The 14,812-nt window shown below is 31.1% G+C and carries 15 protein-coding genes and 3 tRNA genes; 9 read left to right on the plus strand and 9 right to left on the minus strand.

Annotation, left to right across the window (positions count from 1 at the left end; translation table 11 throughout):
- Positions 1 to 88 precede the first annotated feature (88 nt).
- The 5 genes from BXY80_RS07975 to BXY80_RS07995 are packed head-to-tail and all read right to left on the minus strand — an operon-like array spanning position 89 to position 4,542.
- Positions 89 to 304 (minus strand): hypothetical protein, encoded by a 216-nt coding sequence (locus tag BXY80_RS07975; RefSeq protein ID WP_120200747.1) that lies wholly within the window; start codon positions 302 to 304, stop codon positions 89 to 91.
- Entirely contained in the window at positions 288 to 1,079 is a 792-nt protein-coding gene (locus tag BXY80_RS07980; protein ID WP_120200749.1) for a (Fe-S)-binding protein, read from the minus strand. The genes BXY80_RS07975 and BXY80_RS07980 overlap by 17 nt, the downstream gene beginning before the upstream one ends.
- Positions 1,080 to 1,103: 24 nt before the next feature.
- Positions 1,104 to 2,414, minus strand: coding sequence for a 4Fe-4S dicluster domain-containing protein (locus BXY80_RS07985; protein WP_120200751.1), 1,311 nt, complete (start codon positions 2,412 to 2,414; stop codon positions 1,104 to 1,106).
- Between the two features lie 13 nt (positions 2,415 to 2,427).
- Positions 2,428 to 3,357: an MlaD family protein gene (locus BXY80_RS07990; RefSeq protein ID WP_120200752.1), complete on the minus strand. Its 930-nt coding sequence runs from the start codon at positions 3,355 to 3,357 to the stop codon at positions 2,428 to 2,430.
- Positions 3,358 to 3,417: 60 nt separating this feature from the next.
- Positions 3,418 to 4,542, minus strand: a complete 1,125-nt coding sequence (locus BXY80_RS07995) for an N-acetylmuramoyl-L-alanine amidase family protein (RefSeq protein ID WP_120200754.1) — start codon at positions 4,540 to 4,542, stop codon at positions 3,418 to 3,420.
- Positions 4,543 to 4,653: 111 nt separating this feature from the next.
- On the opposite strand from BXY80_RS07995, the gene BXY80_RS08000 reads away from it, so the two are divergent.
- The 9 genes from BXY80_RS08000 (at position 4,654) to BXY80_RS08040 (ending at position 13,842) form a co-directional block, all read left to right on the plus strand.
- Complete coding sequence (locus BXY80_RS08000; protein ID WP_120200756.1) at positions 4,654 to 7,410, plus strand: putative LPS assembly protein LptD; 2,757 nt, start codon at positions 4,654 to 4,656, stop codon at positions 7,408 to 7,410.
- 11 nt (positions 7,411 to 7,421) lie between these two features.
- A complete protein-coding gene (locus BXY80_RS08005) occupies positions 7,422 to 7,802 on the plus strand; it encodes a Rid family detoxifying hydrolase (RefSeq protein WP_120200758.1) in 381 nt (126 codons plus the stop codon).
- A 108-nt stretch (positions 7,803 to 7,910) separates the two neighbouring features.
- Complete coding sequence (locus BXY80_RS08010; protein WP_120200759.1) at positions 7,911 to 8,951, plus strand: GMP reductase; 1,041 nt, start codon at positions 7,911 to 7,913, stop codon at positions 8,949 to 8,951.
- 98 nt (positions 8,952 to 9,049) lie between these two features.
- The gene (locus BXY80_RS08015; RefSeq protein ID WP_120200761.1) at positions 9,050 to 9,685 is read left to right on the plus strand and encodes a peptidylprolyl isomerase; all 636 of its coding nucleotides are present in this window, start codon (positions 9,050 to 9,052) and stop codon (positions 9,683 to 9,685) included.
- On the plus strand, positions 9,685 to 10,389 hold the full coding sequence (locus tag BXY80_RS08020) for a 16S rRNA (uracil(1498)-N(3))-methyltransferase (RefSeq protein ID WP_120200763.1): 705 nt from the start codon (positions 9,685 to 9,687) through the stop codon (positions 10,387 to 10,389). The genes BXY80_RS08015 and BXY80_RS08020 overlap by 1 nt, the downstream gene beginning before the upstream one ends.
- A 3-nt stretch (positions 10,390 to 10,392) precedes the next feature.
- Positions 10,393 to 11,034 (plus strand): DUF4159 domain-containing protein, encoded by a 642-nt coding sequence (locus BXY80_RS08025; protein ID WP_120200765.1) that lies wholly within the window; start codon positions 10,393 to 10,395, stop codon positions 11,032 to 11,034.
- Positions 11,031 to 11,534: a TrmH family RNA methyltransferase gene (locus BXY80_RS08030; RefSeq protein WP_120200767.1), complete on the plus strand. Its 504-nt coding sequence runs from the start codon at positions 11,031 to 11,033 to the stop codon at positions 11,532 to 11,534. The genes BXY80_RS08025 and BXY80_RS08030 overlap by 4 nt, the downstream gene beginning before the upstream one ends.
- Before the next feature lie 21 nt (positions 11,535 to 11,555).
- Positions 11,556 to 12,644 (plus strand): AI-2E family transporter, encoded by a 1,089-nt coding sequence (locus BXY80_RS08035; RefSeq protein WP_120200769.1) that lies wholly within the window; start codon positions 11,556 to 11,558, stop codon positions 12,642 to 12,644.
- Positions 12,645 to 12,651: 7 nt separating this feature from the next.
- A complete protein-coding gene (locus tag BXY80_RS08040) occupies positions 12,652 to 13,842 on the plus strand; it encodes a THUMP-like domain-containing protein (protein WP_120200771.1) in 1,191 nt (396 codons plus the stop codon).
- Here the strand turns inward: BXY80_RS08040 and BXY80_RS08045 are convergent.
- The 4 genes from BXY80_RS08045 to BXY80_RS08060 all read right to left on the minus strand — a co-directional run bounded on the left by BXY80_RS08045 (position 13,823) and on the right by BXY80_RS08060 (position 14,716).
- Positions 13,823 to 14,242: a hypothetical protein gene (locus BXY80_RS08045; RefSeq protein ID WP_120200773.1), complete on the minus strand. Its 420-nt coding sequence runs from the start codon at positions 14,240 to 14,242 to the stop codon at positions 13,823 to 13,825. The two genes, BXY80_RS08040 and BXY80_RS08045, sit on opposite strands and share 20 nt — an antisense overlap.
- A gap of 189 nt (positions 14,243 to 14,431) precedes the next feature.
- A tRNA-Arg gene (locus BXY80_RS08050) sits at positions 14,432 to 14,505 on the minus strand.
- Between the two features lie 14 nt (positions 14,506 to 14,519).
- A tRNA-Pro gene (locus BXY80_RS08055) sits at positions 14,520 to 14,594 on the minus strand.
- A 33-nt stretch (positions 14,595 to 14,627) separates the two neighbouring features.
- A tRNA-Ser gene (locus tag BXY80_RS08060) sits at positions 14,628 to 14,716 on the minus strand.
- Between the last annotated feature and the right edge of the window lie 96 nt (positions 14,717 to 14,812).

Below are 14,812 nucleotides of genomic sequence, written 5' to 3' on the forward strand. Positions count from 1 at the left end.
TATTTATTTACGATTTAAGATTTTTGATTAGCGATTTATAATATTAGCAATAAATAAATTAAGCAAGCAGCGTAACTTCAACATCTTCTTATTTATTATTTTGCTTTTTAAAATTTCTATAAGTTAAAAATCCATACATTATTGTAGCAAACACAAAATAAAAGCCTAATCGTTTCCATGAAAAATCTCTTCCTAAAAAGTAATCGACAAGCAATACAATAAAACAGAAAATCACACCACCAACAAAAGCAGCTGTAACTACTCGTTTTTTATCAACTTTAGCCATATTATAAACCTTGTTCATTAGCAATAAGCTCGGCAACATCCATAACCTGTATGTCATTTTCTTTTTCTTTTGCTTTTACACCATCTGTCATCATAGTATTACAATAAGGGCAACCTGTTGCAATAATCTCAGGGTTTGTTTTTAAGGCATCTTCTGTTCTAAGAACATTAATATCCATATCTCCTTTTTCTGGTTCTTTAAACATTTGTGCGCCTCCAGCTCCACAACACAAAGCTGTTCCTTTATGCCGCTTCATTTCAACAATGGTTGCATTTGTTTTGCTAAGTACACTTCTAGGCGCATTATAAACACTATTAGCTCTTCCTAAATAACATGGGTCATGAAATGTGACACGTTTTCCTTTATAAGTGTTACCCTCAACGTTTAACCGTCCAGAGCTTATTAATTCTTCAATATATTGTGTATGATGCATAACGTCGTAAACACCTCCTAAATTTGGATATTCATTTTTTATGCAGTTAAATGAGTGAGGATCACATGTTACAATTCGCTTAACCTCATAAGCATTAAGCACTTCAATATTCATTACTGCTTGCATTTGAAACAAAAACTCATTTCCGGCACGTTTAGCAACATCTCCAGTATTACTTTCTTCTGTTCCTAAAACAGCAAAATCAACATTAGCTTTGTTTAATATTTTTACAAATGCTTTTGTGATTTTTTTAGCTCTATCATCATAACTGCCCGCAGATCCAACCCAAAATAAAATTTCTGGTTGTTTACCTTCTGCCATAAATTCTGCCATTGTAGGCACTTTTAATTGCTCGCTCATATATTCTAGCGTTTATGTTTAGAGTTATTCTTCTTTAGCCCAATTTAAGCGGTCCATTTGGTTGTAAGGCCAAGGCGCTCCATTGTTTTCTATATTGGTCATCATATTATTAAGTTCCATTGGAGCTGCGCTTTGCTCCATTACTAAATATTGGCGCATTTGCATAATAATATTTAGAGGGTCTATACTTACCGGACAAGCTTCTACACAAGCATTACACGTTGTACAAGCCCAAATTTCTTCATTAGTTATATAATCGCCTAATAATTGCTTACCATCATCTTTAAATTTGCCTTTATTAGCATCTATATTTTTACCAACTTCTTCAAGGCGATCGCGAGTATCCATCATAATCTTACGAGGAGATAGTTTTTTTCCTGTTTGATTTGCAGGACATTCACTTGTACACCGACCACATTCTGTGCATGTATAGGCGTTTAAAAGGTTTACCCAGCTTAAATCTTGAACATCACTAGCTCCAAATTTTGCTGGAATTTCATCTTCTGCTCCTTCAGGTGCTGCCGCAAAAGGGTCAGCTTCTGGATCCATCATCATTTTTACTTCTTTAGTAACAGCTTCTAAATTTTTAAATTGACCCTTAGGTTTTACGCTGCCAAAAAATGTATTAGGAAATGCTAAAAGAATATGCAAATGTTTAGAAAAGTATAGATAGTTTAAGAATACTAATATTCCTAAAATATGTAGCCACCAAGCGGATCTTTCAATAATATGTAATGTGCTTTCAGAAACACCATTAAATAATGGTGTTATATATTGGCTAATAACATTACCTGTGTTCATCTCTTGAAAATGAACATCTGTAGCATTCATAACCAAAAACAAGGTCATTAAAACCATCTCAAAATATAAGATAAAATTACCATCATTTTTTGGCCATGAAGTCATTTCTGCCTTCCAAAATCGTTTTATTTTAATGATATTACGTCGTATCCAAAATATAATTACTGAGATAAAAACTAGGACGGCCAATACTTCAAAAAAGCCAATTAAAAAACCGTAAGTACTTCCTATTGATGAGAATATACGATGTGTCCCAAATAAACCATCAATAATAATTTCTAGCACTTCTATATTTATAATGATAAAGCCAACATATACGATTATATGAAGAAATCCTGAAACTGGACGGCGTACCATTTTACTTTGCCCAAGTGCAATATTAATCATGTTTTTCCAACGCTGTGATTTATTATCACTAACATCTACATCTTGTCCAAGCTTAATATTACGTATAAGTTTTTTTACATTATTTGCAAAATACCCAAAGCCAATTATAAGTGCAATTGCAAAAAATATGTTTGGTAAGTAGTTCATAGTTTTTAGCTAATTAGTTTTCCTCTTTTTTATAAGGAATCTCTTTTTTAGATAGAATACGTCTATAACGAGCTGGATGTAATTTTATATCGCGTAAGAGTTCTTCCATTTCTCTAGTTGCCCCTTCTAAATTATTATATAGTTTTTCATCTTTAAGCAACTTACCTATTGAGCCTTGACCTTTATCAATTGATGCTAACATAGAGTTCATTGAGGCTAATGTTTTATCTAAATTGTTTATTGTTTTGCTGAGTTTAACATTTTTAAAATCGTCTGAAACAACAATTAGATTCTCACTAACTTTACCAAAGTTTTCTAATAGGGTAGAAATTTTATCATCATTCTTTTTTACTACATTCTGAAGAGAATAAGATAACTTTTTAAATGATTTTAATGTAGTATTAAGCTCTGCAATGGTACTCTTTAAACCTTGATCAGATTCATCTGTTACCAAATGATTAAGCCCTACTAATAACGTATCTGCAGATTGTAATGTGCGATCTAAATCTGTACTCAATCCTGAAAAGTTTTTTGTAAGACTAGAAATTAAACCAGGTTGCACTTCTGATGCTATAAACTCGCCATTTTTTGCATAGTCATTATCCTCCGCTTGAATAATTGCAAGCGCATTACCGCCCATAAGGCCAGTTTCATACAACCTAATAACACTATTTTTTGAGAATTTTAATTTTGGGTTTACACTAAATGAGACTTTAGTTTTTCCTGACTCAAAATCGTAAGTAATATCGTTTACTTTACCAACCGAGTTTCCTTTTATAGTAACAAGAGAAGACATTGTAAGCGCATTATACTCGAACTCTGTATAGTATGTGTTTTCATTAGAAAACACGCTTTCTCCTTTAAGGTAATTAAATAAATATATAAAAAGTAATATACCTGAAACAACTAATATTGCTGCTTTTACTTCTCTTGAGATTTTCAATGTATAAGTTATTTAGTTACTGACAAAATTAACAATAAATATATAAAGAATGCTTTTAATTTACTGTTGTTTTTCAAGATCCGATAGGTTAATTCGATTTCCATCTTTATAAGCAACTATAAAACAACCAGAATACCCTTTTTGCTCGGCTTTTTCCTGTAGACGTTTAGCTTCATTATAATTTGAAGTATTTCCATAAAAGTACTTATACAATTTATTCACCTGTTCTCTAGAAATATTTTCTAAACCTTTAAAATTATAAGATTTAGGCATTAACTTTCTTGAACTTGCGGCTATTTGTACTTTAAAAATAACATCTTTATAGATTAATTCAGGTTCTGAAGCTTCTGTATTATTTGATGCAATGTTGTTTTCGGCTTCTTCAAATAACTCTTCGCCTACATTTTGCTCTAATACAGATTTATATTTTAGAACTGCTTTTTCTATTGAAGCTGCTAATTCTGTTTGTCCTTTTTTAGAGTTTAGGTATTTGCCTTCTCGTGTATTGGTTATAAAACCTGTTTCAACCAAAACACTAGGCATAACCGTTTGATGTAACACAATAAATCCTGCTTGCTTTACACCTCTATTTTTACGTTTTAGTTTATATGTAAAATTATCTTGAATGTTTTTAGCTAATTGTATGCTTTGATCTAAAAACTCCTCTTGCATTAATGTAAGCCCTATTGCAGATTCTGGTGAGCTTGGATCAAAACCTTCATAGTTTTTCTCATGATTCTCTTCTAAGAAAATCACCTCATTTTCTGCTTTAGCAACATTAAAATTTGTTTGATTTCTATGCACACCCAAAACATAAGTTTCAGCTCCATAGGCTTGAGATGTATGCGCATTACAATGTACAGAGATAAACAAATCAGCATTAGCTTTATTAGCAATTCTTCCTCTAACAAATAAATCTACAAACACATCCTTTTTTCGAGTGTAAACTACTTTTATATCTTTATTCTTCTCTAAAGCCTTACCTACAGCTAATACAATTTTTAAAGCAATGTCTTTTTCTTTATAACCTGCTTTAGATGGTTTACCTGGATCTTTACCACCATGACCAGCATCTAAAACCACTACAAATTTGTCATTACTATTTTGAAAAGCTTGTACAGATGTTAAATTACTTGTAAATATTACAGCTATTAATACGAATATGAATTTAAAGTTCGTTCTCATAAGGGTTCAAACGGCTAAAAAACTAGATTTATTACTCAATCTCGTTTTGTAAAAGTTTATTTTAAAATTTTAATTAAATATTAAATTAATCACAAAAAAATATATGTAATTTTGGCAGTTCAAAAACCGAGCCATACTTTTACAAAAATACATTTAAAAGCATTGCGTACAAATAGCTTTCACATACTTTTACTGTTAAGTTTTACAGTGTTTATTAACACTTTTAGCTATGCTCAAGATTTGCCAAAGTCTACCGAACCTATTAAGCCTAAACCACAATCTGAGACGACTACCATAAAAATTGATTCGGTTATCAATCCTATTCCAGAAAACATTGTGGAATCAGATTCTATTGTAAACGACTCTATACCACTTAAAAAAGAATTCTTAAAAGATATTGTTAATTATAAAGCCAAAGATTACGTTTCAATAAATCAAAGACTACAGAAAATTTTTTTATATAATGAAGCTGAAGTCTATTATGGCGATATGGAAATTAAATCTGGAACTATTGTTATTGATTATAGTAAAAATTTAGTTTATGCTGGAAGACTAAAAGATTCTGCTGGAAATTATACGCAAGCTCCGGTATTTAAGCAAGGCGAAAATGTTGTAGAACCAGATTCGATTATTTTTAATACTGAAAGCAAGAAAGCTTTAATTTTTAATTCGCGTACCGAACAAAGTGGTGGTACCATTATTGCTGAACTTACTAAAAAAGAAAATGATTCTGTTTATTTTATTCAAAACGGAAAGTTTACTACTTCTGAAAATTTAGATGATCCCGAGTATTATTTTTTAATGCGAAAAGCAAAAGTTGTTCCTGGCAAAAAAGTTGTTACAGGACTCACAAACTTATTTATTTATGATGTACCAACGCCAATAGGTTTGCCTTTTGCATATTTTCCTATGTCAAAAAAACAAACTTCAGGAGTGATATTTCCTAGTTTTGGAGAGCAAAATGACAGAGGTTATTTTTTGCAAAACGGAGGTTATTATTTTGCCATAAGTGATTATTTTGATTTAGCAACCCTTGGAGATTATTATACCAATGGTAGTTATGGTTTACGCTTAGAATCTAACTATGCTGTTCGTTACAAATTTAGAGGTAATTTAAGTTTTAGATATGAAAATTTACTAAATGGCGAACGCGGTTTTCCTGGTTTTACTCAAAACACCATTTACAATTTAAGATGGACGCATAGTCAAGACGCAAAGTCTAATCCAAACTCTCGATTTTCTGCTTCAGTAAACCTTGGTAGTAGTACGTATTATCAACAATCTATTAATCAGTTAAACATTCCAAATTCTCAAAATAACACCTTATCATCATCGGTTTCATATTCTAAAACCTTTCAAGGAGAACCACAGGTGAATATGAGTCTGACCGCTACACATTCTCAAAATACTAATACAGAAATTATAAATATGACGCTACCTACATTTCAAGGAAGTGTTAGCAGGGTTTTCCCTTTCGAGCCAAAAACGGGATCAAAAAAAGGAATCATTCAAAATATAAATTTTCAATATAACGTTAGAGCAGAAAACAGAATTCAAACCACAGATTCACTATTCTTTAAAAAAGAAATGTTTGATGATGCACGTGTTGGCGCGAAACACTCAATCCCGATCGCAACAAACTTTAAAGCATTTAAGTACTTTAGTATAAGTGCTAGTGCAAATTTTGAAGAGAATTGGACCTTAAACACTATTAATAAATATCATGACGAAATAAACGATGAGATTATTACCGAAGATTTAAATGGCTTTGATCGTTTTTATACCTATAACTTTAGTGCAAATATAGGCACGACAATTTATGGTTTATTTGATTTTGAAAAAGAAGGCAAAGATCCAAAAATTAAAGCTATACGTCATGTTATGCGACCTTCTATAAGTTACAATATAAACCCAGCTTTTGACCAATATTATGATTCGTTTGAAATTATAGATGCAAACGGAACAACTAGAGAAGAATACACAAGGTTTCAGGGTTCAATTTTTGGCGCACCTAGCAATCAATTCTCTAGTTCTTTAGGTTTCTCTTTAGGAAATAATTTTGAAGCTAAAGTTAGAGATAAAGATAGTACTGCTACTGAACCAAAAAAAATTATATTATTAAATAATTTGAATTTTTCTTCTTCATATAATTTTGCTGCAGATTCTTTAAAATTTAGCTCTGTTAAGGTTACTGGAGGTACTCAAATATTAAATGATAAAATGAGTATTAATTTTGGAGCCGAGTTAGATCCTTATGCTTTAGACAATAATAATAGACGAATTGATAAGTTTAATATCAATAATGGTGGTAGTTTATTTAGGCTTACTTCTGCTAATATCAATATGAGTTATACACTGTCAAGCAAAAGCTTCGATGGCAATGATAAATCTAACGATACAGCAATAAATGAATCTTTAAGAAGTGGTGGACGTGCAGATGATTTATTTGGAAGACCCGAAGATTTTGCTGATAAACGATTAACAGATGATGATGGCAAAGAAAAAGATGAAAAACCTATTGACCTATATAATTATAAAATTCCATGGAATTTACGCTTAGCATATGCTGTTAATTACACAAATAGAATAAGACAAAATGAAATATCATCGCACTCACTAATGTTTTCTGGTGATGTTGAGTTATCACCTCGATGGTCCGTTGGAGCATCATCAGGTTATGACTTTAAAAACAAAGGGTTTACATTAACACAATTACGTTTTGAACGTGATTTACTTAGTTGGCGTATGAATTTTAGCTGGGTTCCTTTTGGAACCTATGGGTCTTGGAACTTTTTTATTGGTATTAAATCAAGTCTACTTAAGGATCTTAAATATGATAAGCGTAGACAACGTGATCAACAATTATAAAATAAATTGTTATGAGAAAAATTATCTACACATCTAAAGCACCTGCGCCAATAGGCGCATATAGTCAAGCCGTTTTAAATGGAAATACCTTATATACTTCTGGTCAAATCGCTATTAATGTTGATACTGGAAACTTAGTTTTAGATTCTATAACTGAAGAAACAAAACAGGTCATGGAAAACCTTAAAGCTGTTTTAGAAGCAGCAGAAATGACTTTTAACAATGTAATAAAAACTTCAATTTTTATTAGTAACATGCATAACTTTGCTCAAATAAATGAAGTTTATGCTCAATATTTTGACGAAGCATTTGCTCCAGCTAGAGAAACAGTTGAAGTTGCTAATCTACCAAAATTTGTCAATGTTGAAATTAGCATGATAGCTGTAAAATAATTCATCTATATTAATGAAATTCAATTACTGTTAACAACTCTTAAAAACATTTTTTTATATCACCTGTACTATCACTTATTTTTGATGGTAACCAAATTTTCTTGACACATGAGAATAGAATATGATATAAAATTAGGCTTTAAAGATGTTATGATTCGTCCTAAACGATCAACACTAAAAAGTAGGTCTCAAGTAAGTTTAGAGCGCAAATTTACTTTTTTAAATAGCAAAGTTGAGTGGAACGGAATCCCTATAATGGCAGCAAATATGGATACTGTTGGCACTTTTGAAATGGCAACAGCACTCGCACAACAAAAGTTATTTACAGCAATTCATAAACATTATTCTATTACAGATTGGAATGTGTTTTCTTCAAATGCACCTGAAGGCATTGAAAACCATATTGCAATTAGCACTGGTACAGGACTCCAAGATGCCGAGAAATTGGCTTCAATATTTCAATTCAATCCACATTTTAAATTTATATGTATTGATGTTGCCAACGGTTACTCTGAGCATTTTGTAAATTTTGTAAAGCAAACTCGAGAGAAATACCCAGACAAAGTTATTATTGCTGGTAATGTAGTAACAGGAGAAATGGTTGAAGAACTTTTACTTTCTGGAGCAGATATAGTAAAGGTTGGTATTGGTCCAGGTTCTGTTTGTACAACCCGAGTAAAAACCGGTGTTGGTTATCCTCAACTGTCTGCAATTATAGAATGTGCAGATGCAGCCCATGGTCTAGGCGGTCAAATAATTAGTGATGGAGGATGTGCTATTCCTGGTGATATTGCTAAAGCATTTGGTGCTGGAGCTGACTTTGTTATGCTTGGCGGCATGCTTGCAGGTCATAATGAAAGTGGTGGCGAATTGGTAGAACGTAACGGAAAACCCTATAAACAGTTTTATGGTATGAGTTCTCAAACAGCTATGGAAAAACATGTTGGAGGCGTTGCAAAATATAGAGCTAGTGAAGGCAAAACTGTCGAAGTTCCTTTTAAAGGTAATGTTCAACATACACTTCAAGATATTTTGGGAGGTTTACGAAGTACGTGTACTTATGTTGGAGCCGAACGACTAAAAGAATTAACTAAACGAACAACTTTTATTAGAGTAGCAGAGCAAGAAAACCGCATCTACACTAAATAATATAAGTTATAAACAATCAATTCTTAAAAACTTAGTTTCGCTTATGTTTTGTGATAAGCGATTCCTACTAAATTTGAGCAAAACCAGAAATTAACATTATGCTTAAATCATTATTATTTATAATTTCATTATTAGTTACAACAGCTACGTTTTCACAAAAAAGAATAGAAAAAGTATTAGATACAATAAAAACAGAAGCTCAAGCTACTTCCTTTTTAGAAAAGAATTCAAAAAAAGGAAAACTAATAACTTTTAATAAACAAAAGCATAATACACGCCTTGCTAGCGATTTGTTTAAACTTAGCAAAGGAGGAAAAAAAATATATAGAACAGATACAAGAAAAACCTATTACAAAGTCATTGATAAAATTGAAATCCCTTATCATAAAGTGAGTTATATTTTATTAGATGGTACGAAAAAGACTCCAAAAGAAATCAATTCGCTTCGCAATAAAATAATATCTAAATTCAATGAAGGTTATAGGTTTGAAGATTTAGCAAAACATTATTCTATAGATGAAAATGCAACAAGAGGTGGAGATTTGGGATGGTTTACACAAGGAGACATGCATCCAGATTTTGAAACTCCAATAATACATGGCAATTTTAATGTAGATGATATTTTTACAATAGATGTCCCAGAAAGTAATAGCTATTACGTAGTTTTAAAAACTGAAGACACCAAATTGATTGAAGAAATTAAAGTACTAAAATACACAGAGCCCGTTAAATAATGCAGCTTTTTTATAATTCTGAAATTTTAGAAGATACACCTCAAATTCATTTCTCTAAAGAAGAAAGTAAACACATAGTTAAAGTTTTACGCAAATCTGTTGGCGACTTATTACATATAACTAATGGAAAAGGATGGCTATTTACTGCCGAAATTATTACAGCAGAAATTAAGCATTGTACCGCAAATATAAAATCTAAAGCCTTTCAAGAAAAAAAACCATATGAGTTACATCTCGCAGTAGCTCCAACAAAAATGAACGACCGTTACGAATGGTTTTTAGAAAAAGCAACAGAAATTGGGATAGACAGTATTACACCCATAATATGTGACAATAGCGAAAGAAAAGTTGTTAAACCTGAGCGTTTAGAAAAAATATTGCATTCTGCCATGAAGCAATCTTTAAATTACTATTTACCAAAACTGAATCAAGCAACCACATACAAAAATTATATAAATCAAACATTTACTGGTCAACTGTTTATTGCCCATTGTGAGGATACAGACAGAAAATCATTAAAGCAAGAACTAACTCCAAACAAAAGTGTTACAATACTTATTGGTCCTGAAGGTGATTTTAGTGTTAAAGAAATTAAAAGTGCAATACTAAATGATTTTATTCCTGTAACTTTGGGAAAGACAAGGTTACGAACAGAAACAGCAGCTATAGTAGCTTGTCATAGTGTTGCATTTAAAAATGAATAATTAATGAGATTACTTTTTTTAATTTTATTCTGCATCTTTTCTATTTCATTATCTGCTCAAGATTTGGCTATAGTAAAATATAAAGGTGGTGGAGATTGGTATAGTAACCCAACTGCTCTACCCAATTTAATTTCTTTTTGCAATGCAAATATTAACACAAAAATAAGTGTAAAACCAGAAACTGTAGACGTTGGTAGTGTTGATATTTTTCAGTACCCACTACTCCACATGACGGGTCATGGCAATGTGTTTTTTAGTGATAAAGATGCAGAAAACCTAAGAAACTATTTAACTTCTGGAGGATTTCTACACATCGATGATAACTATGGGATGGAACCTTATATAAAAAAGGAACTAAAAAAAGTATTTCCAAATGCAGAATTATTAGAGCTTCCAACAACTCACAAAATTTTTAGTAGTGCATTTAAATTCCCACAAGGCTTGCCTAAAATACATGAACACGACGGAAAAAAACCTCAGGCATTTGGCATTTTTTATAAAAACAGGCTTGTAGTGCTTTTCACTTTTGAAAGCGATTTAGGAGATGGTTGGGAAGATCAAGAAGTGCATAATGACCCAGATGATGTAAGAGAAAAAGCTTTAAAAATGGGAGCTAATATTATTAAATACGCTTTTGAGAATTGAAACAACTCGATCACTACAATACCAATTTTAAATCCAGACAATTCCCAATTACATTAATATGTGAGCAAGTAGCAAATGCTCCAAATATTGGTAGTTTGTTTAGAACCGCAGATGCTTTTGGAATAGAAAAACTTATCTTTTGCGGAGAACACATTCCTTTAGGAAGAAAAATGACAAAAACGTCGCGATCTACAGAAAAGGTTGTCGATTTTGAAATTATTAGAGATGCTTCAACACATGTTAAAGTTCTTAAAAATGAAGGTCATCTGGTTATTGGCTTAGAAATTACTAATAATAGCCAAGCAATAAATTCTATTTCATTTACTAACAAAAAGTCAATAGTACTTATTGTCGGTGGTGAAAACTTTGGGGTATCAAAAGAAACTTTACAATTGTGTGATGTAATAATGCATATCAATATGTTTGGGCAAAATAGTAGTATGAATGTAGTTCAGGCTACAACGATAGCTTTGTACGAAATGACAAAACAAATGTTATAACAGATTTTTTATCTTTACTATATGAATTCAAAAATCATCGCTAACGGGATTTTAAGAGCCATAGGTATTTTACTAGCCGTTTTTACAATCCTCTTCTTTTTATATAAAATACAATCTGTTATTGTATACATTGCTATTGCAGCAGTTATTTCACTTATAGGTAGACCAATTGTTTTATTTTTAAGAAAAAAATTAAAGTTTAATAACACAATAGCAGTAATTGCTACAATGTTATTATTTATTATACTATTAGCTGGTCTTGTTGGCTTATTCATTCCTCTAATTGCAGAACAGGGACAAAATTTATCACTTTTAAATATTGACCAGCTTCAAAGTAATGCTGAAAATCTCTATACTGAGATAATGAATTACTTCAATTTAAAACAAATTGATGTAGAGAAATCTTTAAAAGATTCTAATCTGCTTTCAAAGCTTGATTTTTCTATGATTCCAAATTTTTTAAATTCTTTTGTAAGTGGTTTAGGTAGCTTTAGTATTGGCTTATTCTCTGTGCTTTTTATTTCCTTTTTCTTTTTGAAAGATAGTCGGCTTTTTGAAAATGGAATTATGACATTTATCCCAGATAATAAAGAGTCTAGATGGAAAATTTCAACAACAAAAATTAAAGATTTACTATCAAGGTATTTTGTTGGTTTAATTTTTCAAATTCTAATTCTTTTTATCATTTACACTGTTGTTTTATTAATTTTTGGGATAGACAATGCCATTGTAATTGCATTTTTATGTGCGCTTTTAAATCTAATTCCTTACGTAGGTCCATTAGTAAGTGCCGCCTTAATGATAATACTAACCATGTCTAGTAATTTAGGAGAAAGTTTTAGTGATGTAATTTTACCAAAAACAAGCTATGTAATGATTGGGTTTATTATTGCTCAATTGGTAGATAATTTTTTTAGTCAACCCATTATATTTTCAAAAAGTGTAAAATCGCATCCACTAGAAATTTTCTTAGTAATCATTATTGCCGGACTTCTTTTTGGTATAATAGGAATGATTGTAGCAGTACCATCTTACACAGCCTTAAAGGTGATTTTAAAAGAATTCCTTTCAGAATATAAAGTAGTAAAAAAGCTTACCAAAAATTTATAGATTTTCTTTGAACAAAAACATACTAAATAGTGATATTCAATATTTTATAGATGAAAATTTAAATTCAGACATTAATAATCTTCTACTAAAAAGATTACGTTTTAATAATATTGAAACTAGAGAAGTTATTGAGCAAATTGAAGCAAAAAAAAAATGCCTTAACAAACTCCCTACATGGTTTAATACCAAAAATATTTACTACCCAAATAAGTTAAATATTGAACAAACATCCTCAGAGATTACAGCAAAATATAAAGCACAATTAGTAAAAGGAGAATCAATTATAGACCTCACTGGAGGCTTTGGAGTAGATTGTCATTACTTCTCAAAGCATTTTAAAACTGTTACACATTGCGAAATAAATTCTAATCTATCAGATATAGTTACATACAACTCCAAATTGCTTAACAATTCAATTACAACAATAAATGATGATGGCATAAACTATTTAAAATCTAAAAGCACAAAATACGATTATATTTATATTGATCCTTCTAGAAGAAACAAACAAAAAGGAAAAGTCTTTTTTTTAGATGACTGCTTACCAAATGTTCCACAACATCTTGAACTACTATTTAAGCACACCAATAACATTATGATTAAAACCTCTCCTCTACTAGACATAAGTATTGGGCTAAAAGAATTAAATCATGTTAAAACTATTCATGTTGTAGCAGTAAACAATGAAGTAAAAGAACTATTATGGATTTTAGAAAAAGGTTTTAATAAAAATGTTAGTGTTGCAACTATAAACATTGTAAATACAAAGCAAGAACTTTTTAATTTTTTAATAAAGGATGAAACTAATCTAAACATAGAGTGTGGCATACCTCAAAATTATCTCTACGAACCTAATGCAGCAATTTTAAAATCGGGAGCGTTTAAGTCCTTAGCAAAACACACTAACACTTTAAAATTACATACAAACTCACACTTATATACACATAGTAAAGCTATCAATTTTCCAGGAAGGCAGTTTAAAATTGAAAAAATCTTGCCTTACAATAAACAACTCCTAAAAAAGGAGTCGTTTACTAAAGCAAATATTTCTGTTAGAAATTTTCCAGAAACGGTTCAGCAAATTCGAAAAAAGTTCAAAATTTCTGATGGAGGCAATCTTTATCTTTTTTTTACTACAAATTCTAAAAATAAGAGAATTGTAATTGTTTCATATAAACTTAATCAGCATCAGATATAATTAACTCATTATTTGAATCAATTTCTAATTCCAAATTATCACATAACTCAAGATTTAATTCAATTTTTTGACCGTATATCGTCGGATTATTTGCAACGACAACAACATCTAAAACAGATAATTCAATCCAACCTGTATGATTATTTACTAGTATTCCTCCTTGGGAAGCTAACAAAACTGAGTCAAATCCTAAAATGGATACGTCAAATACGTAAGTACCATTATTTGTTAATTTTATTTTTGGTAAATCGCCAGCACATAGATTATCACTATCTGAAGAAACAGATAATTCTGTTGCAGTTTGATTATTTTCTAATTGATTGTCTGTTGGTTCTACTGAACAATTATAGCACGAAAAGATTACCATTGCCATAGCAATAGTTTTAAGTAGGTTTTTCATTTGTTTGGGGTTTAATGAAAATTATGTGGGCTAATATATGTTAAAATTACAAGCAAACAATAAAAAAATGCGATAAAAAGCATTTTTATTCGATAAAGTGCGGTATTATAGATGAAAGTTCGACGAAATACATTACTAAACCTTACTGGAAAAACAAAAAAGTCTTACTATTTCTAGTAAGACTTTTTGTGAGCCCTGAAGGATTCGAACCTTCGACCGCCTCCTTAGAAGGGAGGTGCTCTATCCAGCTGAGCTAAGAGCCCTTAACTCTGTAAAGTCGGGGTGGCAGGATTCGAACCTGCGGCCTCCACGTCCCAAACGTGGCGCGATAACCGGGCTACGCTACACCCCGAATTGATTATCTAATTTCTATAAAGAAATTTTGCGGAGAGACAGGGATTCGAACCCTGGGTACCTATTTCTAGGTACGACGATTTAGCAAACCGCTCCTTTCGGCCACTCAGGCACCTCTCCAATTTATTTATAAGAACTTAACATTTTATTTCAAATGCGGATGCAAATGTAAGTTATCATTATAAAGAACGCAAACAATTTTTTCAATTTTTTATA

The sequence above is a fragment of the Ichthyenterobacterium magnum genome (assembly GCF_003610635.1).
In the GTDB taxonomy this organism is placed as follows: Bacteria; Bacteroidota; Bacteroidia; order Flavobacteriales; family Flavobacteriaceae; genus Ichthyenterobacterium; species Ichthyenterobacterium magnum.

Coding starts and splice junctions, on each gene's coding strand:
- BXY80_RS07975 (WP_120200747.1), bottom strand. CDS start 304: ATGAACAAGGTTTATAATATGGCTAAAGTTGATAAAAAACGAGTAGTT.
- BXY80_RS07980 (WP_120200749.1), bottom strand. CDS start 1,079: ATGAGCGAGCAATTAAAAGTGCCTACAATGGCAGAATTTATGGCAGAA.
- BXY80_RS07985 (WP_120200751.1), bottom strand. CDS start 2,414: ATGAACTACTTACCAAACATATTTTTTGCAATTGCACTTATAATTGGC.
- BXY80_RS07995 (WP_120200754.1), bottom strand. CDS start 4,542: ATGAGAACGAACTTTAAATTCATATTCGTATTAATAGCTGTAATATTT.
- BXY80_RS08005 (WP_120200758.1), top strand. CDS start 7,422: ATGAGAAAAATTATCTACACATCTAAAGCACCTGCGCCAATAGGCGCA.
- BXY80_RS08010 (WP_120200759.1), top strand. CDS start 7,911: ATGAGAATAGAATATGATATAAAATTAGGCTTTAAAGATGTTATGATT.
- BXY80_RS08015 (WP_120200761.1), top strand. CDS start 9,050: ATGCTTAAATCATTATTATTTATAATTTCATTATTAGTTACAACAGCT.
- BXY80_RS08020 (WP_120200763.1), top strand. CDS start 9,685: ATGCAGCTTTTTTATAATTCTGAAATTTTAGAAGATACACCTCAAATT.
- BXY80_RS08025 (WP_120200765.1), top strand. CDS start 10,393: ATGAGATTACTTTTTTTAATTTTATTCTGCATCTTTTCTATTTCATTA.
- BXY80_RS08035 (WP_120200769.1), top strand. CDS start 11,556: ATGAATTCAAAAATCATCGCTAACGGGATTTTAAGAGCCATAGGTATT.
- BXY80_RS08045 (WP_120200773.1), bottom strand. CDS start 14,242: ATGAAAAACCTACTTAAAACTATTGCTATGGCAATGGTAATCTTTTCG.